General features: G+C 53.3%; 25 protein-coding genes and 2 tRNA genes. 13 read left to right on the top strand and 14 right to left on the bottom strand.

Going from position 1 to position 20,752, the window contains the following annotated elements:
- Nucleotides 1-67: 67 nt before the first annotated feature.
- From CEE36_06975 to CEE36_07025, 11 genes are all read right to left on the bottom strand, one after another.
- Nucleotides 68-1,246, bottom strand: a complete 1,179-nt coding sequence (locus tag CEE36_06975) for a hypothetical protein (protein ID TKJ42637.1) — start codon at nt 1,244-1,246, stop codon at nt 68-70.
- 141 nt (nt 1,247-1,387) lie between these two features.
- Nucleotides 1,388-2,719: an apolipoprotein N-acyltransferase gene (gene lnt / locus CEE36_06980; GenBank protein TKJ42638.1), complete on the bottom strand. Its 1,332-nt coding sequence runs from the start codon at nt 2,717-2,719 to the stop codon at nt 1,388-1,390.
- Nucleotides 2,720-2,883: 164 nt separating this feature from the next.
- Nucleotides 2,884-3,906, bottom strand: a complete 1,023-nt coding sequence (locus CEE36_06985; GenBank protein ID TKJ42639.1) for a hypothetical protein — start codon at nt 3,904-3,906, stop codon at nt 2,884-2,886.
- Nucleotides 3,896-4,528, bottom strand: a complete 633-nt coding sequence (locus CEE36_06990) for a phosphoribosylglycinamide formyltransferase (GenBank protein TKJ42640.1) — start codon at nt 4,526-4,528, stop codon at nt 3,896-3,898. Before CEE36_06990 ends, CEE36_06985 begins: the two co-directional genes overlap by 11 nt.
- A gap of 125 nt (nt 4,529-4,653) precedes the next feature.
- Nucleotides 4,654-5,547: a hypothetical protein gene (locus CEE36_06995; protein TKJ42641.1), complete on the bottom strand. Its 894-nt coding sequence runs from the start codon at nt 5,545-5,547 to the stop codon at nt 4,654-4,656.
- Nucleotides 5,544-5,969: a ribonuclease H gene (locus CEE36_07000; GenBank protein TKJ42642.1), complete on the bottom strand. Its 426-nt coding sequence runs from the start codon at nt 5,967-5,969 to the stop codon at nt 5,544-5,546. Before CEE36_07000 ends, CEE36_06995 begins: the two co-directional genes overlap by 4 nt.
- Nucleotides 5,970-5,995: 26 nt before the next feature.
- The gene (locus CEE36_07005; GenBank protein ID TKJ42643.1) at nt 5,996-6,697 is read right to left on the bottom strand and encodes a hypothetical protein; all 702 of its coding nucleotides are present in this window, start codon (nt 6,695-6,697) and stop codon (nt 5,996-5,998) included.
- Between the two features lie 24 nt (nt 6,698-6,721).
- Nucleotides 6,722-6,797 (bottom strand) — tRNA-Val (locus tag CEE36_07010).
- A 291-nt stretch (nt 6,798-7,088) separates the two neighbouring features.
- On the bottom strand, nt 7,089-7,388 hold the full coding sequence (locus CEE36_07015; GenBank protein ID TKJ42644.1) for an aromatic ring hydroxylase: 300 nt from the start codon (nt 7,386-7,388) through the stop codon (nt 7,089-7,091).
- Complete coding sequence (locus CEE36_07020; protein TKJ42645.1) at nt 7,389-7,709, bottom strand: hypothetical protein; 321 nt, start codon at nt 7,707-7,709, stop codon at nt 7,389-7,391.
- Complete coding sequence (locus CEE36_07025) at nt 7,706-8,107, bottom strand: transcriptional regulator (protein TKJ42646.1); 402 nt, start codon at nt 8,105-8,107, stop codon at nt 7,706-7,708. The genes CEE36_07020 and CEE36_07025 overlap by 4 nt, the downstream gene beginning before the upstream one ends.
- An 87-nt stretch (nt 8,108-8,194) precedes the next feature.
- On the opposite strand from CEE36_07025, the gene rfbD reads away from it, so the two are divergent.
- The 13 genes from rfbD to CEE36_07090 all read left to right on the top strand — a co-directional run bounded on the left by rfbD (nt 8,195) and on the right by CEE36_07090 (nt 16,332).
- Nucleotides 8,195-9,037: a dTDP-4-dehydrorhamnose reductase gene (gene rfbD / locus CEE36_07030; protein TKJ42647.1), complete on the top strand. Its 843-nt coding sequence runs from the start codon at nt 8,195-8,197 to the stop codon at nt 9,035-9,037.
- Nucleotides 9,012-9,860 (top strand): 4-(cytidine 5'-diphospho)-2-C-methyl-D-erythritol kinase, encoded by an 849-nt coding sequence (ispE, locus tag CEE36_07035; protein ID TKJ42648.1) that lies wholly within the window; start codon nt 9,012-9,014, stop codon nt 9,858-9,860. The genes rfbD and ispE overlap by 26 nt, the downstream gene beginning before the upstream one ends.
- A tRNA-Gln gene (locus CEE36_07040) sits at nt 9,846-9,916 on the top strand. The genes ispE and CEE36_07040 overlap by 15 nt, the downstream gene beginning before the upstream one ends.
- A gap of 31 nt (nt 9,917-9,947) precedes the next feature.
- Nucleotides 9,948-10,874, top strand: a complete 927-nt coding sequence (locus tag CEE36_07045) for a phosphoribosylpyrophosphate synthetase (protein TKJ42649.1) — start codon at nt 9,948-9,950, stop codon at nt 10,872-10,874.
- A 21-nt stretch (nt 10,875-10,895) separates the two neighbouring features.
- Complete coding sequence (locus CEE36_07050) at nt 10,896-11,558, top strand: hypothetical protein (GenBank protein ID TKJ42650.1); 663 nt, start codon at nt 10,896-10,898, stop codon at nt 11,556-11,558.
- On the top strand, nt 11,555-12,103 hold the full coding sequence (locus CEE36_07055; GenBank protein ID TKJ42651.1) for an aminoacyl-tRNA hydrolase: 549 nt from the start codon (nt 11,555-11,557) through the stop codon (nt 12,101-12,103). The genes CEE36_07050 and CEE36_07055 overlap by 4 nt, the downstream gene beginning before the upstream one ends.
- Nucleotides 12,100-13,128: a redox-regulated ATPase YchF gene (locus tag CEE36_07060; GenBank protein TKJ42652.1), complete on the top strand. Its 1,029-nt coding sequence runs from the start codon at nt 12,100-12,102 to the stop codon at nt 13,126-13,128. Before CEE36_07055 ends, CEE36_07060 begins: the two co-directional genes overlap by 4 nt.
- The gene (gene rpsF / locus CEE36_07065; protein ID TKJ42653.1) at nt 13,119-13,463 is read left to right on the top strand and encodes a 30S ribosomal protein S6; all 345 of its coding nucleotides are present in this window, start codon (nt 13,119-13,121) and stop codon (nt 13,461-13,463) included. The genes CEE36_07060 and rpsF overlap by 10 nt, the downstream gene beginning before the upstream one ends.
- Nucleotides 13,456-13,881 carry a single-stranded DNA-binding protein gene (locus CEE36_07070; GenBank protein TKJ42654.1) on the top strand — a complete coding sequence of 142 codons (426 nt, stop codon included), beginning with the start codon at nt 13,456-13,458 and terminating at the stop codon, nt 13,879-13,881. Before rpsF ends, CEE36_07070 begins: the two co-directional genes overlap by 8 nt.
- 57 nt (nt 13,882-13,938) lie before the next feature.
- A complete protein-coding gene (gene rpsR, locus CEE36_07075) occupies nt 13,939-14,148 on the top strand; it encodes a 30S ribosomal protein S18 (protein TKJ42655.1) in 210 nt (69 codons plus the stop codon).
- A 12-nt stretch (nt 14,149-14,160) separates the two neighbouring features.
- Entirely contained in the window at nt 14,161-14,652 is a 492-nt protein-coding gene (locus tag CEE36_07080) for a 50S ribosomal protein L9 (protein ID TKJ42656.1), read from the top strand.
- Complete coding sequence (locus CEE36_07085) at nt 14,624-15,133, top strand: hypothetical protein (GenBank protein ID TKJ42657.1); 510 nt, start codon at nt 14,624-14,626, stop codon at nt 15,131-15,133. Before CEE36_07080 ends, CEE36_07085 begins: the two co-directional genes overlap by 29 nt.
- A 2-nt stretch (nt 15,134-15,135) precedes the next feature.
- Nucleotides 15,136-16,332: a tyrosine--tRNA ligase gene (locus tag CEE36_07090; protein TKJ42658.1), complete on the top strand. Its 1,197-nt coding sequence runs from the start codon at nt 15,136-15,138 to the stop codon at nt 16,330-16,332.
- A 137-nt stretch (nt 16,333-16,469) separates the two neighbouring features.
- On the opposite strand, the gene CEE36_07095 is transcribed toward CEE36_07090, so the two are convergent.
- The 3 genes from CEE36_07095 to CEE36_07105 are packed head-to-tail and all read right to left on the bottom strand — an operon-like array spanning nt 16,470 to nt 20,658.
- Entirely contained in the window at nt 16,470-17,120 is a 651-nt protein-coding gene (locus CEE36_07095; protein TKJ42659.1) for an endonuclease III, read from the bottom strand.
- Entirely contained in the window at nt 17,117-19,732 is a 2,616-nt protein-coding gene (locus tag CEE36_07100) for an ATPase (GenBank protein TKJ42660.1), read from the bottom strand. The genes CEE36_07095 and CEE36_07100 overlap by 4 nt, the downstream gene beginning before the upstream one ends.
- The gene (locus CEE36_07105) at nt 19,732-20,658 is read right to left on the bottom strand and encodes a hypothetical protein (GenBank protein ID TKJ42661.1); all 927 of its coding nucleotides are present in this window, start codon (nt 20,656-20,658) and stop codon (nt 19,732-19,734) included. The genes CEE36_07100 and CEE36_07105 overlap by 1 nt, the downstream gene beginning before the upstream one ends.
- Between the last annotated feature and the right edge of the window lie 94 nt (nt 20,659-20,752).

Below are 20,752 nucleotides of genomic sequence, written 5' to 3' on the forward strand. Positions count from 1 at the left end.
AGGGCGTTATTTGTGGTATTTATTCGGGGTCCCCGCGCGGCTACGAAGTAGACGCGTGGGGTGAAAGTTATCGCCCGAACTTGCGGGCGATGAGGACTACGAACATTCCCAGGAATACGAACCCTAACCCTGCTTCGAGTATTATGAGAGCCTTGGTCAGCCAAGCTGAGGTCCATATTTTACCGAAGCCGAGGGTGACGAACGTCACCACGCTGAACACGAAGCAGTCGAAGAGATTGCCGATGGATAAAAGCGTTGGGTGATCATACGGTGCTCCCCAGCCCAGGTTGCTGCCCAGGAAGTAAAGCCCGGTGAAGAATAAAAGGATGCCCGCCCCCCAGGGGATAATTCGCATCCACCGCTCCCCGAACCCAGCCACCGCCCAAAGCAGCCACAGGCCGAACCAGTTGAAGAAACTCTTGGGGTGTTTTTGCTTGAAGCACTGCTCGTGCGCTTCGTGCTTAGCCATAAGCTTCTCTCTGTAGTAGGCCTGGCTTTCGTCGTCGTAACGCCCTTGCTGGTGAAAGTAATTTTTGAGTCGCCGGTAGGCATCGCGAGCACCTTTCCAGTTTTCGTTTTTCTCTTCACCTACCCTTTCTACCTGTTTCCACGTCAGCTCTAGTGCACCATCCAGGAGGACCCCGTGCAAAAAAGTCCCACGTAGTCTAGCATTTGAGAGGTAAGCTTCACGGAGATTGGCCCCAGAGAGGTTGGCTTCCTGGAGGTTGGCGTAGCGGAGGTCGGCTTCCTGGAGGTTGGTTCCTCTAAGGTTGGTTCTATAGAACTCGGCGAAGCAGAAATTAACTCTCTGTAGATTGATACTCATGAGATTAGCACCCTGGAGCTTAGCCCAGCGGAGGTCAGCTCCCTGTAGTTGGGTAAACCTGAGACCAGCTTCCTGGAGCCTGGCGCACTGGAGGTTGGCTCCCTGGAGGTTGACGTGCCAGAGGAAAGCTTTCTGGAGCCTTATACCAATGAGATTAGCCCCTGCAAGAGAACGGCCATCTTTCATCCATTTTTCAATCTTTGCCTCATACAAGGATTCTGCTTTTTCTGACAAGTGTTTCCAGCAGTATTCTTCGTCGTAACGGGCGCAGAGATGAGGTTCTTCCCGCATCAGTGCTTGTTCTCTTTCTCCTCCAACACCAAAGCCACTTTCTATCTGCGCTTTCTCCATGCATTCAGGGTGCTCGCACCACTTCCATTCTTTCGGGTCGGGGAGGGGAACGCCTTTGGTTTTGGTCATGTGCTAGTATAAGGTAATGGCCCAATAAGGTCAAGGCTAACATGTAGTGCGAGGCTTTAGCCTCGCGGCGAACCTAAAGGTTCGCGCTACATGCTACTTATTGCAAAATGCAAATCGCAAATTTGACGGCGTGCGCAACGCCTAACCTTTCTTTTTACGCCGCTTGCCGCGCTGGACTCCTCTAAAAACAAGCATAACCACTACAAAAACAGCCGCTGCATAGGGGAACAGGAAACCGAAGCTCGTGTAGATCGTGCGTCCAGAAGCTTTCGCCACCTCACCGGTAACGATGGTTTTTACCAGAAGCGGACTCTGGGCAAGAACCCTTCCATAGGGATCAATGATCATGGAGATGCCGTTGTTGGCCGCGCGAATCAAGGGCACCCCGTTCTCAACCGTGCGCAAAACCGCCATCTCGGCATGTTGAGCCGGTCCTTGAAGTTGACCGAACCACACGTCGTTCGTGACGTTGCAGAGTAATCTTGCGCCCTTGTTCACGAAGTTCCGCGTCAGGAGAGGAAATATCGACTCGTAACAGATGAGAAATGCGAGCGGTTCGGGTGCGCGGTGAAAGACAACGTACTCCTTGCCCCGATAGTGGTGGCCTCCCTGAACGTCTATCTTTCGAAGGAAGGGCAGAATGTGTTCAAATGGGATAGTCTCCCCGAACGAAGCCAGACGTATCTTGATATAGACCTTATCGAGCGATCCGTCCGGATGAACCAGGGTGGCAGCGTTTGCAAAGCGCGAGCGCCCTTCATCCCTGACCCGATGGGGGATGCCTGTTGCAAGCGTAATATCCAGGCTGTCAACCAGATCAAGATACAGGGATGAGTAGTCTCCTGACCGCGTGAGATCAACCAGGGTGGAAGTCTCCGGATAAAGGATGAGATCGGGGTTTGTCAGTGCGGCTTGCCGCGTTTGATCAAGCATGGCCGTGATTAGTGAGTCATAGAGATTTCTGGACCCCTTGAGAACCGTAGGCACGTTTGGCTGGATAAGGGCAACTTTGATTGGGGAGGTGCGCTTGGCGGTCATCAATCGAATAGCCCCAAATCCTACCATAAAGATCATCACCCCTGCAAGTATGCCTCCCCAACGCAGTCGGAGTTTTGGTGTCTTCCATTCTTTCAGCAGTCTGTATATACACAGGTTAACAAGGATTATTAGAGAGCCTAGGCCGTATACTCCCCACAGCGAGGCAGTCTGGGTAAAAAGCGGCCACGGCGTCATGCTGTAGCCTAAAAGCTCCCAGGGGAAGGCCAGGTCGGTTATCTCCCGCAGCATCTCCACCGCAGGCCAGACAAGCGGCGCTGACCAGAGACCTATCCTCTTGGTGAGCGATGCAAAGAGAGCAGGAAAGAGCGCCAGGAATCCGATCAACAGGATGACGCCTATCCACAGCAGGAATCGTATCAGGGGCAATAAGGGGTAGGTCTGCGAAACAAGCCACCACATCTGGCCTCCGGCCATTCCCAGCCCGAACAGGTAGCCGTAAAGGAAGACGCGTCTTTCCTCTTCTATCAACCAGAACAGGGGAACTAAAGCTATAAATGCTAGAAACCGCGTAGGATATGGAGCAAAGGCGAAAGAGAGCAGGAGTCCTGATCCGAGGGCCGCAAGCCACTTGAAGCGGTCTAGCTTCCTCTGGTTTTTAATGGGATTTCCTTTCGTTCCTTGACTGAACGGTAGAACCCGTCTGATATGCGGGCAAGAAGCAGGGCGTCCTCTATGGGGACAGGGAACGGTGCCTTGCCCATAACCGCGGATACGAAGGCGTTTATCTGTCCCTGGTATGAAGTCGGGCCAAGGGTCTTTTTATTCATGGCTGGTGCCACGTTTACCAGCCTGCCGAACATCTCCTTGTGTATCTCCAGGGGGTTGAATAGGGCAGCACCCTTGGTTCCGTATGCGTTGAGGTAGAGTACGTCACGCGGCTCGTGTAGTATCCAGCTTACCTCAACAACCAGAATGGTATCATCGGTAAACCTTATCTGTGCAACTGCAGTGTCCTCGGCCTCCAGATCAGGACTGCGCTTGAACGCCATTCCCGATATGGCGTTGGGTTGACGTTCGCCAAGCACAAAGAGAGCGAGGTCGATTAAGGGTATGCCCAGGGTAAGGAATGCTCCGGAGCCTGATTTTAAGCTTTCTTCCTGCCATCCTGGATGGCCCCACCTTTGGGCTGAGCGCAGCCAGCCCGTTTTGGCATAGGTCAGTTCTCCGACCTCCTTGCGTTCCATGAACTGTCGCATGAGTATTGCGTCGGGTCGGAAGTGGTCGTCGTGAGCCACGGCCAGTACGAGCTTTTTGCGCCTGGATTTGCTTATCATCTCCTTTGTCTGGGCTTCGTTGAGTGCTATGGGCATCTCTACAAAAACATGCTTGCCGTAGTCAAGGGCTGCCAGGGCCATGGGATGATGCAGGTGGGGGGGAGTGGTTATTACTACCGCATCAATCGAGGGGTCGTTGAGGATCTCGTTGTAGGTGGTGCTGATTTTACGAGCTTTATAACGATCCCCCAGGGTCGCGAGCTTTACTTCATCGACATCGCAAAGTGCCGCTATGTCTATACGGGGATTTTTCTTCAGGTAGGGGAGATGCGCGGTTTGAGCTCTGGCTCCGCATCCCACGAGTGCAATATTAAGCTTATCCGCCATGGACCTCCTTCAGGATCTTTACCCTTCGTCCATCTATCCTTAGATGCCCTTCCGCCAACAATCTGACTGCCTCAGGGTATATGCGGTGCTCAACCTCAAGGATGCGTGCCGCAAGTGTCTGAGGGGTATCATCGTCGGCTACCTCGACCGGCTCTTGAATAATAATCGGTCCGCCGTCCAGGGAGGCATCAACAAAGTGCACCGTCGCACCTGAGTATTTCACCCCGTGCTCCCATGCCTGACGCTGAGCTTCCAGTCCTTTGAACGATGGGAGCAACGCAGGATGGATGTTGAGTATCCGACCCGCAAAAGCATCGAGCATGGATTTTTTTATTACCCGCATGAATCCGGCAAGGAGCACATAGTCAATGTTGTGCTCTCGCAACACCTGGATCCATTTGGCTTCAACCTCAGGGATAAGGAAGGTACGTTTGGGGCCCGGGTCAAGCCAGATCGCCTTAACCCCCAGGCTGCGTGCCTTATCAAGAACCGGCGCATCGGGGTTGTCCGATAGAACAATTGCTACCTCTGCAGGGAAATCTTCCGCCTGGGTCGCTTTGATAATGGCAACCGCGTTCGAGCCGCGGCCTGATGCAAGGATCGCAAGCTTGGCTTTTTTCATCTACCGTAGAATACTCAGGATTCAGGTTGCGTCAAGCAAACGTGCCTGCGACACTCATTTTAAATTCGTGGGTTCAATAATGAAGTGCAAAATGCAAATTGAAGCGAAGTAGTTGCGGCAAGCGTCTAAAAGGATTTCTGAGGAGGGCAAGGGGGCTGAGGAGGGCAGGGTTCCGCCGAACCCCACTCGTCCTGGAACACGAACCACTGGTCAGGATAGCTGCGGATGGCGGCTACCAACTCCTCAGAGATCGCTTGTGTGATGGAGACGGTTTTTTTCTTCAGTGATCCTTTGGGCTTCAGCTCAAGCACCGGATTTATGACACACCGGTAGCTCTTTCTGTTTTTCTCCCAAACGAAGTATCCGGTTTGGATGCAAGCGCCGGTCCGCAAAGCAAGCAGTGCAGGACCAACAGGAACGCGTCTTATGCCTTTACCAAAGGGCACACACACACCAGTCCCTTCCAGGTCTCGGTCAGCTAGAAGCACGAGTATCTTGCGCAAGCGAAGTATCTTGAGCATTCGAGGGACATCAGAGTATCCGACCACCCCCATCCCGAAGCGGCGGCGGATGCGGTTGAAGACCTGGGTGTGTCCGCTTGGTATATCCTCCACCACTGCATAGACAGGAAGATCGAAGGATGCAAGATACGAACCGGCCAGTTCGTAGTTACCAAGATGGGCTGTAAGCAGCACTACTCCGCGCTTCATGAGAAGTGCCTGGTTGAGATTATGGCTCCAGCAGTCTTGAACCATGCCCTGAAGCTTGCTTTTGGAGAACCACAGGGAGCTCAGTTGGTCTGAGAGGGAGTATGTCCAGTTCTCGATGGTTCGTGTGATTCGATCTTGAGTTGCTTGAACCCCGATCAAGGAGAGGTTGCGTTGGAGCACCCTTCGTCTTTTCTTTTGAATATTGGCCAGCATCCGTCCGATGCTCTTGGTCAACACAGGCAGGAGTTTTGCGGGCATAATGCGTTGCATCAATGCGATATATGGAATCAACCGTGCAGCGGCACTCATCTGCGTCTTCGGGCTGCTCGTGCCAGTCGGTCGGCTTCGCTGTTCTGCTCGCGGGGGATATACTTTATCCTGAAATCCTTGAGGTCTTTGAGCAGCTCCCTGACCTTGGCAAAAAGCTCCTTGATGCGCGGGTTGCGTATCCGATACCGACCGGTGAGCTGACGATGCAGGAGTTCGCTGTCGGTATAGACCACGAGGCGTTTGATCCCGAGCTCAAGAGATTTGCGAATCGCCAGGATAAGGCTTTTGTACTCTGCGACATTGTTGGTGGTCTTGCCCAAAAACTCCTGCCAGCTCCCCAAAACCTCGTTACCTTTCTTTATAATCACCCCTGCCCCTGCCAGTCCAGGATTGCCTGATGAGGACCCATCAATCCAGGCCTGAGCCGTGGTTTTATCTTCGCCAGAAAGATGTTTCTGCATCTTTGGTGTGCTTCCCCCTTGTTTGGTTACACAAACAGGATGCGTCCGCAGTACTCGCAGAAGATTAGCGTGTTGGAATGAGCGGCCTCGATTGCCTGCTGGGTTGGGACAGGGTTAAGACAGGCGGAACAACGATTCGCATCCAGTATCCGCGCTACAGCCAATCCGTGCTTGCTTTTCTTGATCCTATCATAGAGTGCAAGGATGTTCGCAGGCAACTCTTTGCGTAGCCGTTCGTACTTTTCGCGCACCTCCTTGAGCCTAGCCTCCAACTGCGATTGTGAAGCCTTCACCGCCTGAATCTCTTGTTCCTTCTTGCTCCCCTCGGTCTCTTTCTCAGTTCTTCGTTTGGCGAGCTGGACTTCCTCTTGCTCGATGCGTTCCATGAGCATGATTATCTGATCCTCCATCTCGTTCTTCTTGCGCTCTGCGGTTTCGATCTCCTTGAGAAACGCTTTGTATTCTTCGTTTGTTTTGGCGCTGAATAACTGCGAGTTGTATTTGGCGAGCGTCTCTTCCTGTGAGGTTAGATTGAGTTCTGCAAGCTTTAGTTCCGTACGGGAGTTTGTGAGTTTCTGCTTGGCTTCTTCAAGACGGTGGCTCAACAGGTTGATCTCCTGCTCAAGGGCGGCGATTTTTTCAGGGATCACATCTCGTTCGGCTGTCAGTTTGTGAAGTTCCGTGTCGGTGGCCTGAAGTTCTTTAAGTAGCTCCTTCAGGTCAGGCACAGGGCCATTCCTCTGAGGATAGGATGGGCGATACTGGACTTGAACCAGTGACCTCTTGCATGTCAAGCAAGCACTCTAACCAAAACTGAGCTAATCGCCCGAGATGCATACGCTAACTATATTCACCTCAGACGATTTGTCAAGGTGGCTAAGTTCGTGCACGTGTCAGCAGGATGCCACGTCCCTCCACCTTCTCCTGAGGGAAGACTGCGGAACTCTCCCCTGAGATTCGCTACCTGTAAGTCTTCTTAGATAAGAGCCGAAGATAGAATACACTCGAGAAATAAACACCTAAACCTAAATCCTTACATACTCTCCCATATAAGATCGCCATGCAAATCTACGAGTTGCTCTCGATGACGTATTTCTTGTAGGGTGAGTGTGTTACTGGTTAGCCCCAGCCCAGCTTGCGTTTTGCATCCTCACTCATCATCTTCGGGTTCCAGGGTGGGTCCCAGGTAAGTTCGAGCTTGACGTCCTTGATCCCTTCCACTGCTCGCACCGCCTTCTCGGCCTGCTGGGTAAGCATGTTTGCCAGGGGGCAGCCTGGAACTGTAAGGGTCATACAGACGTGGGCTACGTCATTTTCTACCTTAACGTCGTATATAAGCCCCAGATCCACGATGTTGATTCCGATCTCAGGATCGATTACCCTCTTTAAGGCTTCGCGCACCTGGGCTTTAGTTACCATTTATTCCTCCTTTGCAAGGCTCTGGCTGATCCAGGCAAGGTAACTTTTTGATCCAGAGCAGATAGGTGTAGCTACAATCATGGGTACCTCGTAGGGATGCAGCTCTAAAATCCGTCTCTCCAGCGCCGGGTAGGTTTCCTCGTCGGTCTTTAAGATTACCAGCACCTCGTCTTCGGCCTCCACACTTCCTTTCCAGTGGTATATCGAGTGGGCAGGTAATATGTTGACGCATGCGGCGAGCTTTTCGTTCACGAGGATACGGGATACCCGCTCTGCATCCGTACGGTTTGAAAAGCTGGTATGGACAGCGAGGAACGTCATTCCTTAAAGCTGACAAGGGTGGTATTGTTGAAGAAGTCATCCAGGAGTTTCTGGAGCTTGCTCCAGTAGTTAGTGGCTTTGCACTCCTTCTGGCGTTCGCAGCGGCCCCTGCGTTTGGTGCATGGCGCGGCATAAATCCCATCGGCTTGAACCGCCCGGATGACGTCACCTATCGTGACCTTTTCCGGAGGCCTGGCCAGAAAATAGCCACCGTGCATGCCTCGTACGCTTTTCACGAGCCCGGCTTTGCGCAGCTTAAGGAACAGCTGCTCGAGATACTTGATAGATAGCCCCTCTGACTCAGAGATTGCCTTGATAGAAAGAGGACGATCGGTCTGCTGCGCCAAAAGAAGAGTAGCTCGAACAGCATAGCGAACTGTAGTGTTAAGTCTGTTCACAATTCTTATTATAACGCTATGGATTAAATTGTCAACCCCTCTTGTAGGGATTCTTGACACAAGCCCTTTTGGGGACTAGACTTCGATATGGGTTCCATTCTCGTTACCGGTGCCAAAGGAAGGTTGGGTTCGGCTCTTTATGAGTTCCTTGTTTCCAGGGGTGAGGAGGTTAGGGCGATATCCAGAAATGAGCTTGATCTTTCCGAGAAGGCAGGGGTGAGTAAATGCCTTGCCGCACTTCCTCCTGATCTTATATTCCACGCTGCGGCTATGACTAACGTAGACGAGTGTGAACGAGCCCCGACGCGGGCTCGGCGCGATAACGTAGAGGCTACACGTAACCTGGCCGAGGCGGCGGCTGCGCTCAACGCCCGGTTCATCCATTTCAGCACGGACTACGTCTTTGACGGGCACAAATCTTCACCTTACACCGAGACTGACACCCCAACTCCCTTGAGCGTCTATGGCAAGACTAAGCTTGAGGCTGAACGTGCGGTGAGCTTGTTGGTCAGCGATCATGTGATCATAAGGATGGCCTGGTTGTTCGGGGTAGAAAGAGATTTCTGCTCCTTCGTTAAGGGAGAGATCGCTCGAGGGCGTTCCCCTAAGCTTGCTACAGACCATCAAGGTTCGCCCGGCTATATACCGGATTTGCTTCCGGCAATTTATGAGATCGCCCAATCCAGTGCTTGCGGCATCTTTCACCTTACCAACAGAGGTAGCTGTAATCGTTTCGAGATGGGGCAGGAGATTATCCGAATCCTTGGAAGCCGGGTTAAACCAATACCTTCCACAGGTGCTGAGATCGGCTTCATTGCCACAAGGCCCAGGCAGTCGGCCCTTTCGTGCGCTAAATTCGAGCAGGCCTTTGGACGTACCCTAAGGCCATGGCAGGAGACGCTGCGTGCTTACCTTAAGAACACCGGCTAAGGTAAATATCGGTCTGTGGGTGGAGCGCTGGCGCCCGGACGGCTATCACGAGTTACGTTCGCTGTTCTTTCCGGTAAGCCTTTTCGACCGGTTGAGCTTTGAGGCTCGTGAGCAGGGCGGCATAGAGCTTTCGTGTGAGATACCGCGCGTTCCATCCGATTCCAAAAATCTTGTTTGGCGTGCAGCCGATCTTTACTTTACGTATACGGGTGTTCGTTCCGGGGTGAGGATCGAGTTGGAGAAAGAAATACCAGTAGGTCATGGGCTGGGTGGAGGTTCCTCGGATGCGGCGGCAACGCTCCTTGGATTGGACAGGCTTTTTAATACACGTCTTTCTCGTGATGAACTTCACTCGCTTGCGATAGAGTTGGGGATGGATTGCCCCTTCTTTCTTGATCCACGTCCCTGCCTGGTGACCGGGCGCGGCGAGAGGATGGAACCCCTGAATGTTCCTTCGTTTGATCTTGTGATTTACTCGCCTGGGTTCGGCATCTCAACCCGGTGGGCTTACAAGCAGCTTAAGCGGTTGACAAACGGCAAAAACCCATGTAAACTTCTCGCTAAAGCGCTTCGCGCGCGTCGCTACCACGAGGCGTCGCGGTGGCTTTATAACTCTTTTGAAGAGGTGGTTTACAAGCGGTGCCCGGAACTTGAAAGAATGGTGGGGTGGTTTGTCTCCAATGGTGCGTGGTTTGCAGGACTTTCGGGATCAGGGTCTGCTTTGTTTGCCGCGGTTGGGCCGGATGTGGAGGTTTCGCTTCCTGCAGGCGCACGCGGACGTTTGTTTTGTGTAAGAACACTAGAGCATTGGGGCGTCGTCTAATGGCAGGACGGAGGATTTTGGTTCCTCCAATCGGGGTTCGACTCCCTGCGCCCCAGTAGACAAAGGAGGCTTGTGGAGCAAGATACTATGAAGGTATTCTGTGGGAACTCGGTTCCTGGATTGGCTAAGGCCATTTGTGAGAAGCTTGGAGTTCCCTTTGGTAAAATAACCGTGGATCGGTTCTCGGACGGTGAGATAAGGGTCAAGATAGAGGAAAACGTTCGTGGGGTGGACGTTTTTATGATCCAATCCACCCAGGCTCCAGCTGAGAATCTCATGGAGCTTTTGCTGATGCTTGATGCGGCAAAGAGGGCATCGGCTGCTAGGATAACAGCGGTGATCCCATACTACGGCTATGCCCGACAGGATAAGAAGGATGAGCCTCGTGTGCCCATAAGCGCCAAGCTTGTTGCCGATCTTTTGACCCAGGCCGGTGCGAACAGGGTGCTGGCTCTTGATCTTCACGCCGAGCAGATACAGGGGTTCTTCTCCATACCGGTTGATCATCTCTATGCCTCGCCGGTTTTCGCAGAGTTTTACGCCAAACGCGATCTATCTGATTATGTAGTGGTTTCACCGGATGCAGGTGGCGCAAGACGTGCCCGAGGTTATGCAAAGCGTATGGGCGGTTTGCCTATGGCTATCGTGGACAAGCGCCGGGAGAAAAAGGACAGGCCTGAAGCCCTTAACCTGGTGGGAGATGTAGAGGACAAGACCTGTTTACTTCTGGATGATGTGGTGACTACCGGTACTACCCTTATCGAGGCTACGGAGCTTCTCTTGAAACACGGAGCACGTGGGGTTCGAGCTGCTATCAGTCACGGGGTATTTGCAGGAGAAGCAATAGCAAAACTTACTGCCTCTCCAATGGAGGAGATAGTTGTTACCGATTCGCTTCCGGTGCACGATCGGCTGAAGGGCAAGAAGTTTCAAGTCCTTTCCGTGGCGAAGCTTCTGGCCGAGGCGATGCGTCGCATCCACAACGGTGAATCGGTGAGTTCGTTGTTTATTTAAGGTTGCAACTGAAGGAGAACGATGGCGAAGAACGTGCTTCACTTTGAGACAAGAGAGGGTACGGGCAAGTCGGTTACCCGTAAGTTGCGCAGGGATGGCAAGATTCCTGGTGTGATTTACGGACGCGGTGAAGAAAGCTACTCTATCACGGTAGATGCAGAGGAGTTTAAGGATCTAATTTCACACCTGCGAGGAAAGCTCATGATAACCGAGCTCGCGCCTCCTAAGGGCGATGTTTTCCGTGCGGCTATAAAGGCGATTCAGAAGCATCCTTTGACCGATGAGTTCCTCAACATTGACTTCCAGAATATTCATCCTGGTGAGGTTTTGCACGTCAAGATACCGATCATAACCCATGGCACCCCGGAAGGACTCAAGATGGGTGGTATTCTCGATCACATCCGCTACGAGGTTGATGTTCGAGGGTCGGTTGAGAAGCTCCCATTGCATATGGATATCGACATAAGCCACCTTGAGTTGGGCGATGCGGTCAGGATACGCGACCTTAAGTTCGAGGAGGGTATCGAAGTAGTTGATCCTCCTCAGGCTGTGATCGTGACCATCGCCTCTCCTCGTCGTGTCGTTGAGGTCGCCGCTGAGGAGGAAGGCGAAGCCGAGGAAGGCGAAGAAGCCGCGCCTGCAGAGGGCGAGACAGGCGCAGAGGAGACCGAGGGCAAGGGGTGATTGTATTCGGTCTGGGTAATCCAGGCGATGAGTACCTTTTTGCGAGGCACAATCTTGGATTCATGGTTGCAGACGCCTTGGCTCTTGAGCTTGGCTGGCGATTCCGGCCCCATGGCCAGACCCTTATTGCAGAGGGGAAATACCGCTTGCAGGAGCTCTGGTTGGTAAAACCGCTATCCTACATGAACCGCTCGGGACAGGTGGTCAAGGACGTTTTGGAAAAGTGCAGCGATGATTTCCTTGTCGTGGTCGATGATGTTGACCTTGAGTGGGGTCAACTGAGACTTCGGAAGAGGGGGGGTACTAGCGGTCACAATGGACTTGACTCTATCCGGGATCATCTTGGAGGCGAGGATTTCCCAAGGCTGCGTATCGGCATCGGTCCGAGGCCTGAGGGAGCTGATCTCTCCGAGTACGTGCTTTCGCCCTTTTCCAAAACCGAGCTTGCCGAGCTTCCTGGAATGATCGAACGTGCGCGTGATGCAGTTCTACTGGCAACGAGTGAAGGGATTGATATCGCGATGAATAAGGTCAATCCGGCATGAGGATAGGCATCGTTGGATTGCCCAACGTGGGCAAATCGTCCATTTTCAATCTCCTTACCAAGGCAGGGGCGGCGGTCGAGACCTATCCATTTACCACCATCGACGCCAATCGTGGCATGGCGGTCCTTGCAGACCATACTTTGGATCGCCTGGGGCAGATGCTATCCCCCCAAAAGCTGACCCATGCCCAGATAGAGGTAATCGACATAGCTGGTCTTATCAAGGACGCGCACAAGGGCGAGGGGTTGGGCAACCGCTTCCTCGGGCATATCCGGGACGTGGATCTTCTGCTTCACGTGATCAGGGGATTTGCCGATGAGAACATTCCCCATGTTTTCGACACCGTTGATCCTTGCCGCGATGCCGAGATTGTCCTCTCAGAGCTTGCCCTTGCCGATCTGGAGATAGTCGAGCGCAGGTTGGCAAAGCAGCGCAAAAAGCCCCAGGCTCGCGATGAGGTTCAGCTACTTGAACGCTACCACTCGCTTACCTCCAGAGGTGCTTTCAGCCTGAATGATTCCTACACAGAGGATGAGACGCTGTGCTTGAGGTTATGGGGTCTTCTTATCCCTCGTCCACGCATCGATGTGCTTAACCTCCCTGATAGGTGCTCTTCGGTGGAACTTCGTGGCGCCTACCGGTTATCCGTTGGATTGGAGAAGGTCCTTGATGGGTTTGATCCGGGTGAGCGTGAGGAGCTGCGTGGGGAGGTCGGTGTGGACAACAGGGGGGTGGGCGGTCTCGTGGAAGAGGGGCGCAAGGTTCTGGGACTTATACGTTTCTATACCATCAAGGGTTCCGAGGTTCGCGCCTGGCTGATCACTGAAGGTTCCACAGCGCACGAAGCCGCGGCAAAGATTCACACCGATATAGCAGATGGGTTTATAAAGGCCGAGGTTGTGGGTGCCGGTGATTTGATAGAGGCTGGTTCCTGGCAGGAGGCCTCTGGATCAGGAAAGATGAAAGTCGAAGGAAAGGATTACGTAGTGCAGGATCAAGATGTCCTGCTTGTTAAATTCAGATAGGAGGATCGTTGAGACGCTATCAGGCCGTATTAATACTTGACCCGGATCTTGAAGACAAGGCCCTTGAGGATTTCCAAGCGGGATTCCATAAGCTCCTTAAAAAAGGCAAGGCCGTCAACGTCAAGGAACTACAAGCAGATGTGCGCGATATGGCGCATTCTATCAAGAAGCATCCTCGTACACGCTTCTGGAGAGTGGCCTTTGATGCAGAGCCCGACTTGATCGCCAAGCTGAAGGAAGAGATCCGTCACGACGAACGTCTGCTGCGTCAGATGTATCTGAGTGTTGCTCCGGGGCAAGAAGAGGAGTCTTCACAGGAGGAGAAAAATGGCTGACTTACGGCTGCCCAATCTTAACCTGGTTATAGTGTCGGGTCGTCTGGTGGCCGATCCCGAGCTGCGCTACACCCCTAAAGGAACAGCCGTGTGCTCGTTCCGCATAGCCGTTTCACGCTACTACAGAGACCGTGATGCAGGCGGATTCAAGGAGGAAACAAGCTTCTTCAACGTGGTTGTCTGGGATCGCATGGCGGAGATGGCCGGGGAGCGTTTGCGTAAAGGCTCGCCCGTTCTCCTCGAAGGGACACTGCGTTCCCGTTCCTACGAGACCCAGGACGGGAGTAGACGTTACGTGGTAGAGGTCGTCTCGCGACGCTTGCAGTTCCTTGAGAAGGCACCCAGTGCGGGCGAGGTTTCTCCGGAGGCAGGCTCCGCTGGCCCGGATGGTAATGAGGAAGACCCGTTCGCAAGTTGACAACTACCTGAATAATAGTAAACTAGTAGTTATAAGGAACAAAGGAGCACTGTGAGAATGATGAGACGCCAGAAGGAATGTCGGTTCTGTGCGGGGAAGAAGGATGTGATCTCTCCGTTTGCTGGCTATCTTTCTGATTTCTTGACCGATAAGGGGAAGTTGCTTGGTCGTCGCACCACGGGTCTGTGCGCTCGCCATCAACGTAAGCTGACCAGGGCGATAAAGCAGGCCCGTAACCTGGGGATTCTGCCTTACGTGGCTAGGTAGTAGGAAGGTGTTATGGAAGTGATTCTTACCGAAGACATAGCTAAACTTGGTAAGCGAGGAGAGATAATTGGGGTGAAAGACGGTTACGCTCGCAACTATCTGATTCCGAAGAAGCTTGCTCTTCGTGCAACCGACGCCAACAGGAGTCATTTTAAAGAGGTGATGCGCCAGACTCGCGCCAGGATACAAAAACAGCGTACCTCCGTGGAGGAGCTTCGCGCCAAACTCGATGGGGAGCATGTAAAGTTCACCCTTGCCTTTGGGGAAACAGGTAAGGCCTACGGTTCAATTACCGCAAAGCAAATCGCAGAAGGGTTCCGCGAGAAGGGGATTTACTTTGATCACCATCAGGTTATGCTCGAGTATCCCCTCAAGGAGGCCGGTGCTCACGACGTGCGGATTCGTCTCTTTGAGGATGTGACCGCCACCGTCAAGGTTTGGATTGTTCCAGAGGGAGAATCCGCTCAGGTAGAGGATATATCCAAGCCTGCCAAGGAGGGATAGTGTGATTGAGGTGGAGGTGCATGGGGTCTCCCTGGATTTGAACAACACGCCGGTGCTTTTGTTGCGTGAACGTGGAGGCAACCGCGTGCTGCCCATCTGGGTCGGGCCTGTCGAGGCATCTGCTATCACCTATGCTGTTCGCCGCGAACCTTTTGAGCGGCCACTTACCCTTGATGTTATCAAACGAATTGTTGAGGCGTTGGGGGCCAGCGTGGAGCGGGTCATTATTAACAAGATGAAGAACAACACCTACTACGCGAACCTGGTCCTTTCCCGCGATGGGTCTTTGATCTCAATAGACGCACGTCCATCCGACTCGGTGGCTATTGCAGTTCACATGCATGCTCCTATCTTTGTTGACGATGCCCTTATGGACGCCCAGGCCAAGGAGATTGCCGAAGACGAGCAGGCGAAGCTTGACGAGCTTAAGGAAAGGCTTAAGGACACCGATCCGGAGAACTTCGGGGACTTCAGGCTCTGATAATGGCTGAGGAGCTTGCAAAACTCATGAGAGGGGTGCAGGAGTGTGTGACCGAAGGGGAGCTTCGCGCGAAGCTCGATGCGGCCCAAAAAGATGCTCGTCCACTTCGCGTCAAACTGGGGATAGACGCAACCGGACCCGAGATACACCTTGGCTTTGCCGTTCCTCTGCGCAAGCTGCGCGAGTTCCAGGATGAAGGCCACACCGCGGTTCTCATAGTCGGAGACTTTACCGCGATGATCGGTGATCCCTCGGGCCAATCCAAGACACGTCCTCAGCTTACCCGCGAAGAGGTTGAGGCGAACGTGGTCCGCTACGAACAACAACTTTACCGAATACTCGATCCAAAGCGCACCGAGATTCGCTACAACTCGGAGTGGAGCGAGGCTCTGGGTACACGAGGGGTGCTTGAGCTGCTCGGCAAGTACACGGTTTCCCAGATCCTTCAACGCGAGGATTTTTCAAAGAGGCTTGATGCTGGCGATCCTGTATTCCTTCACGAGCTACTTTATCCCATCTTCCAGGGGTATGACTCGGTTGCGGTAGAGGCTGACGTGGAGCTGGGCGGATACGATCAGCGGCTCAACCTTATCGTGGGGCGCGAGCTTCAGCGCTCCTTCGACCAGCCCCCTCAGGTGATCATGATGATGCCGCTTCTTGAAGGCCTCTCCGGCACCCTCAAGATGTCAAAATCCTACAACAACTATGTTGGAATCGAGGAGCCCCCCTCCGGGATGTTCGGCAAGCTCATGTCCATCCCGGATCGTCTTATAGAGCAGTACTTCGACCTGGCCGCATGCGCGGATGAGGCTAAGCTTGAGGAGGTACGGAAAAGACTTGCCTCGGGCGAGAATCCACGCGATCTGAAGGCTGAGATGGCAAGGATGGTGGTTGTCCGCTATCACTCAGCGCAGACCGCGCGTGAGGCTGAACAGACCTTTAGTCGCGTCTTCTCCGAAGGTGGCGTGCCAGAGGAGATGCCTGAAATCAGGGTTAATCCGGGAAGTAGGTTGGTTGACGTGATCGCCGCAAATGACCTTGCTCCATCCAAAACCCAGGCGCGCAGGCTTATCAAGCAGGGGGCGGTAAGTCTGGATGGCGAGAAGGTTGGGGATGTGAATTACGCCCTCAAGCTTGTCGGTGCATCCGTACTCAAGGTCGGCAAGCTGCGTTTTGCACGGCTCGTACCACACAAATAAATCACCCCACATGATTTACATTCATAACCGCCGCTCGTAGTGCGAACCTTCAGGTTCGCTTATTGGGAGCGAGGCTGAAGCCTCGCACTACATGCTAATCCTCCTTTTCTCCTCCGGAGAAAAGATCGGAGTTAACACTACCTTATTCTCGTGACCCCAACCTTATCGCAATACGTCTCAATCTTGCATTTAGCACAGTAGGGTGATAGTGGGGTACACACATTCTGCCCATAAATTACCAGTAGTCTATTTATTTCTATCCAATATCTCTTGGGTAACTTCTCCCTTAAGGCCGTCTCTGTCTGGTAAGGGTCCTTGGTCTTTACATACCCCAAGCGATTTGTTATCCGGTGCACGTGGGTGTCCACGCAGATCGCAGGTATCCCGAACGCCACAGCGAGGATAAGGTTGGCCGACTTTCGACCTATCCCTGGCAGCGAAAGCAGCTCCTGTATCGTTTGTGGCACATCCCCGTTAAACTCTGAAACAAGCATCCTTGCCGTCTTCTTCAGATGCCTGGCCTTTGTGTGATAGAAGCCCACAGGGAAGATCAGTTCCTCGATCCGTTTTTCTGGAAGTGATGCAATCTTCTCAGGTGTTGATGCCTGCTCAAAGAGCCTGTCCACCGCGGGGCCGGTTGTGTCGTCCTTCGTCCTTGATGAAAGCAGCACCCCAACCAAAACCATGAACGGGCTTGTGCGGTTTTCCTTCTCCGCCAGAGGTGGATTAAGTCGCTTTGTTTCGTCTCTCAGTATACGGAAGACCCTTTCCAGATCTTCTGTTCTCACTGGATCTTCGTGGCTCGGCGCAGGAGATTGATGCAGATTACCGGAATCAACGAAGCGACGGCTATAACAACCAGGTGAATCCAACTCAGAGGAACGGTTTTGAAGATGGTGGCGACCGGGCCGAAGTAGATCACCGCAGCCTGAAGTGCAAGCGAGAGCCCGAACGCGCCGTTAAGGAACAGGTTACGCAGGGTTTGTTTTGAGAAAAGGAAACTGCGCCCCACGCGGAAGTTGAATGCGTGCAGCAACTGACTGAAAACCAGGGTTGAGAAGGCTATGGTGCGGGCGAGATTGACGGTGTAGGCTTGGGCCTGTCCCTCACCCAACCGGGGCAGCCAGCCCGCGAACCAGTTTGGCAGAAGATAAAGCGAGGCGGTGTAGGCGCCGAGTACCCCCACGGTCAATATCAGCCCCTGAAGGATTATGCCCAGAAGCCCCATCTGGGTAATGATGCCTTCACCCAATTTGCGCGGAGGGGAGCTCATTAAATCTCGGTTGGGTTTGTCAGACCCAAGGGCTAAAGCAGGCAAGCCGTCGGTTACCAGATTCACCCACAGGATCTGTATAGGTAAGAGAGGGAAGGGCATCCCCAGAAGCGAGGCTAAAAGCACGGTGAGCACCTCACTCACGTTGCACGACAGAAGGAAGTGGACGAACTTCTTTATATTTGAAAAGATCAACCTTCCTTCCCTTACCGCGGAAACGATGGTGGCGAAGTTGTCGTCGGTGAGGACCATCTCAGACGCCTCCACCGCCACGTCGGTCCCAGTAATACCCATCGCCACCCCGATGTCAGCACACTTCAGCGCCGGTGCGTCGTTTACCCCGTCCCCGGTCATGGCCACTACCTGGTCGCGGTACTTGAGTGCCTCAAGTATCTTTACCTTCTGAAGAGGGGAGATGCGTGCATATACTCCTATATTCTGTACCCGATCATAGAGTTCCTCATCGCTCATCCGGGCAAGTTCCTCGCCTGAGAGTGCCTCTCCTTTAAGACCCACACGCTCGGCTACAGCCTGGGCGGTGGCCATGTGATCGCCCGTGATCATTGCTACGCGAATGCCTGCACTGGTGCACTCCTTGAGTGCACCAGGCACCTCGACGCGGGGCGGGTCGCTTTCTGCTGCCAACCCCAAAAACTCCATATCCTCCTCCAGGGATGAATCGGCGCTCATCTGTGAGACGTCTTTTTTGGCAAAGCCGAGCAGTCGGAACCCCTGACGAGAAAGCCTCTCGCAGCGTCTGTACCATTCTTTACGTTGCCTGTCGTCGAGATTGGCACAGCGTTCCAGAACCATCTCAGGAGCACCCTTGGTCATGGATACGAAACCACTGTCGGTGCGGTGCAGGGTGGTCATCATCTTGCGCTCCGAGTCGAATGCAAGCTCATCTACCCTGGCACAGGATTGACGCATCTGTTCTAAAACAAACCCCCTCTCTTCAGCAAAACGCACCAGGGCGGTCTCGGTTGGATCACCCACCAGCTCCCCCTCGCCCGAGTGATGGGTGTCGTTGCATAAAAGCATTGCCTGAAGAAGCGTCCTTTCGGAGTTCGGATCAAGGGTAAGGATCTTCTCCACCCTCATGCGGTTTTCGGTGATGGTACCGGTTTTGTCTGTGCAGATAAAGCTTGTTGATCCAAGGGTTTCTACCGCATGCAGGCGGCGCACGATGGCGCGGCGTTCGGCCATGCGTCTTACCCCCAAGGCAAGCGAGATGGTAACCGCAGCAGGCAGCCCTTCAGGGATCGCTGCCACGGCTAGGCTGATAGCCACAAGCAGAGGGGTGAGCCAGTTGCTTTCCGCACTTTGCTTGAAGAGCTCGACCAGGAACACCACTGCACAGGTGCCCAGAACTATAAACAGTATCTTGGTGCCTAGCTTGCGCAGGTCTTTCTGAAGCGGGGTTTCTTCCTTCTTGGTTGCAAGGGAGGAGGCCACCTTTCCCATCTCGGTTCCACGGCCGGTCGCCGTTACCACAAACGCCCCACGTCCCTTGACCACGCTGGTTCCCAAAAAGGTCATGTTGCGCTTCTCGCCCAGAAGACGCGTTTGGGCCTCAAGCGGGGCGGTTTGCTTATCCACCGCAACCGATTCCCCGGTGAGGCTGGCCTCATCCACAAGGATGTGCTTGGCGTCTATAAGACGACCATCAGCCGGTACCTTATCACCTGCCGCAAGCAGAACCACGTCGCCTGGAACTAACTCCTCTGTGTCAATTTCTGCTATCTTTCCTTCCCGCATCACCCGGCAGCGCGGGCTTGCCAGTTTCTTTAAGGCCGCCAGGGTCCTGTCCGCGCGGTACTCCTGGACGAAACCTAAGACAGCGTTCAGGATCAGGATTACGCCGATGGCCGCGGCATCGAGCCACTCACCCAGGATAAAGCCCGATACCACCAGTGCCGCCACCAGAATAAGAACGATAGGGTCAACGAACTGGGAGGCGAACATCGCAAGTGGATTCGGTCTCTTCTCTTCAATCCAGCGATTCGGTCCGTACTCCTGAAGTCGCTTTTTTGCTTCTTTTACCGTAAGACCTGAGGCAAGATCGGTTTCGAGTATCTTGCTCGTTTCTTCTGGTGTGCGGCGGGTCCAGTCTGTCGAGTCAGACACTATTTTTTCGACGCTTCCTCCTCAGGCAAGATATGCAGCTCGTGGACGATTCCAAAGAGTTCGCTAAGATCATCAAATACCGGCAGGTGATAGGTACCCACGCAGATGAATATGTGTCGGGCTCGACTTATCTTTGGCATTTCTCCCGTCAACTTTTCACTGCTCAGTACGTTGGCCGTATCTATCATGTCATTGCGGATCTGTGCGTAAACCCGTCGAGCAGCAGCCAGGTTTAAGGGATGGGCAAGAAAGATGGTGTCGTATTCAACAAGAAAGCTTTCTATAGAGTCTGCGGGGAGCGAACTGTAGGAAGCAATCATCAAGACGTAGCGTGCGCGGGCTTTCTCGCTTAATGAATGGAGCGACTCCTGGTCAGGGAAGATGCTGTTGAGGACGGCGAAGTGGATGTCCTTCAGGGTTAGGAGTGGATGTGCCCCGGAGATGAGCCGATGCGTTACTTCTTCCCCCAGAAGCGAGACTATGGGGTCAACTGTAGATATGTTTAGTTCTTTGGCGACCCCGGTGAAGAAGTAGAGCTCGGGCAGTACGGGATCTTCCTCCTCACAACCCTCTACAAGGAATATCCACTCATCTGGATTTTGAATGAAGGGAAGCACGTTGCGCAGGAAGCGAATGATGGCCAGCCTGGACTCGTGACGAATGCCCAAGATATGGATGATGTGATCACCCACAGTATCCGTGCGTTCCTCTATCTTATCCTTTGACATATCGTAGTCCTCAAAGCGTTCCATTGCGTGGCGGTAGACCTGGGCAAGGTTTGTGCCCTTTTGCTCATCGTAGTCTAAGAGTATATCAAAGGTGCTGATTTCGGTCACAGGTGGAGCAGGGCGGCGACAGCTACCGCTGGCCAGCAGTAGCAAGATAGTGACTGCAAGCTCTGTTATCGTTCGCTTACCCTTTATCATCGGTTAAGATTATACAGGGTTTGTAACTTGTCAACCCGACTATGCTCCTTTTCTCCTTTGGAGAAAAGATCGCAGGAATTAGGTTCGTTTTTCC

The organism is candidate division TA06 bacterium B3_TA06, from assembly GCA_005223075.1.
Lineage (GTDB): Bacteria > Hydrothermota > Tepidihabitantia > B3-TA06 > B3-TA06 > B3-TA06.

Coding starts and splice junctions, on each gene's coding strand:
- CEE36_06985 (TKJ42639.1), bottom strand. CDS start 3,906: ATGGCGGATAAGCTTAATATTGCACTCGTGGGATGCGGAGCCAGAGCT.
- rfbD (TKJ42647.1), top strand. CDS start 8,195: ATGGGTTCCATTCTCGTTACCGGTGCCAAAGGAAGGTTGGGTTCGGCT.
- rpsR (TKJ42655.1), top strand. CDS start 13,939: ATGATGAGACGCCAGAAGGAATGTCGGTTCTGTGCGGGGAAGAAGGAT.
- CEE36_07045 (TKJ42649.1), top strand. CDS start 9,948: ATGAAGGTATTCTGTGGGAACTCGGTTCCTGGATTGGCTAAGGCCATT.
- CEE36_07020 (TKJ42645.1), bottom strand. CDS start 7,709: ATGACGTTCCTCGCTGTCCATACCAGCTTTTCAAACCGTACGGATGCA.
- CEE36_07070 (TKJ42654.1), top strand. CDS start 13,456: ATGGCTGACTTACGGCTGCCCAATCTTAACCTGGTTATAGTGTCGGGT.
- CEE36_07080 (TKJ42656.1), top strand. CDS start 14,161: ATGGAAGTGATTCTTACCGAAGACATAGCTAAACTTGGTAAGCGAGGA.
- CEE36_07050 (TKJ42650.1), top strand. CDS start 10,896: ATGGCGAAGAACGTGCTTCACTTTGAGACAAGAGAGGGTACGGGCAAG.
- CEE36_07000 (TKJ42642.1), bottom strand. CDS start 5,969: ATGCAGAAACATCTTTCTGGCGAAGATAAAACCACGGCTCAGGCCTGG.
- CEE36_07090 (TKJ42658.1), top strand. CDS start 15,136: ATGGCTGAGGAGCTTGCAAAACTCATGAGAGGGGTGCAGGAGTGTGTG.
- CEE36_07105 (TKJ42661.1), bottom strand. CDS start 20,658: ATGATAAAGGGTAAGCGAACGATAACAGAGCTTGCAGTCACTATCTTG.
- CEE36_07060 (TKJ42652.1), top strand. CDS start 12,100: ATGAGGATAGGCATCGTTGGATTGCCCAACGTGGGCAAATCGTCCATT.
- CEE36_06975 (TKJ42637.1), bottom strand. CDS start 1,246: ATGACCAAAACCAAAGGCGTTCCCCTCCCCGACCCGAAAGAATGGAAG.
- lnt (TKJ42638.1), bottom strand. CDS start 2,719: ATGGCCGGAGGCCAGATGTGGTGGCTTGTTTCGCAGACCTACCCCTTA.
- CEE36_06995 (TKJ42641.1), bottom strand. CDS start 5,547: ATGAGTGCCGCTGCACGGTTGATTCCATATATCGCATTGATGCAACGC.
- CEE36_07015 (TKJ42644.1), bottom strand. CDS start 7,388: ATGGTAACTAAAGCCCAGGTGCGCGAAGCCTTAAAGAGGGTAATCGAT.
- CEE36_06990 (TKJ42640.1), bottom strand. CDS start 4,528: ATGAAAAAAGCCAAGCTTGCGATCCTTGCATCAGGCCGCGGCTCGAAC.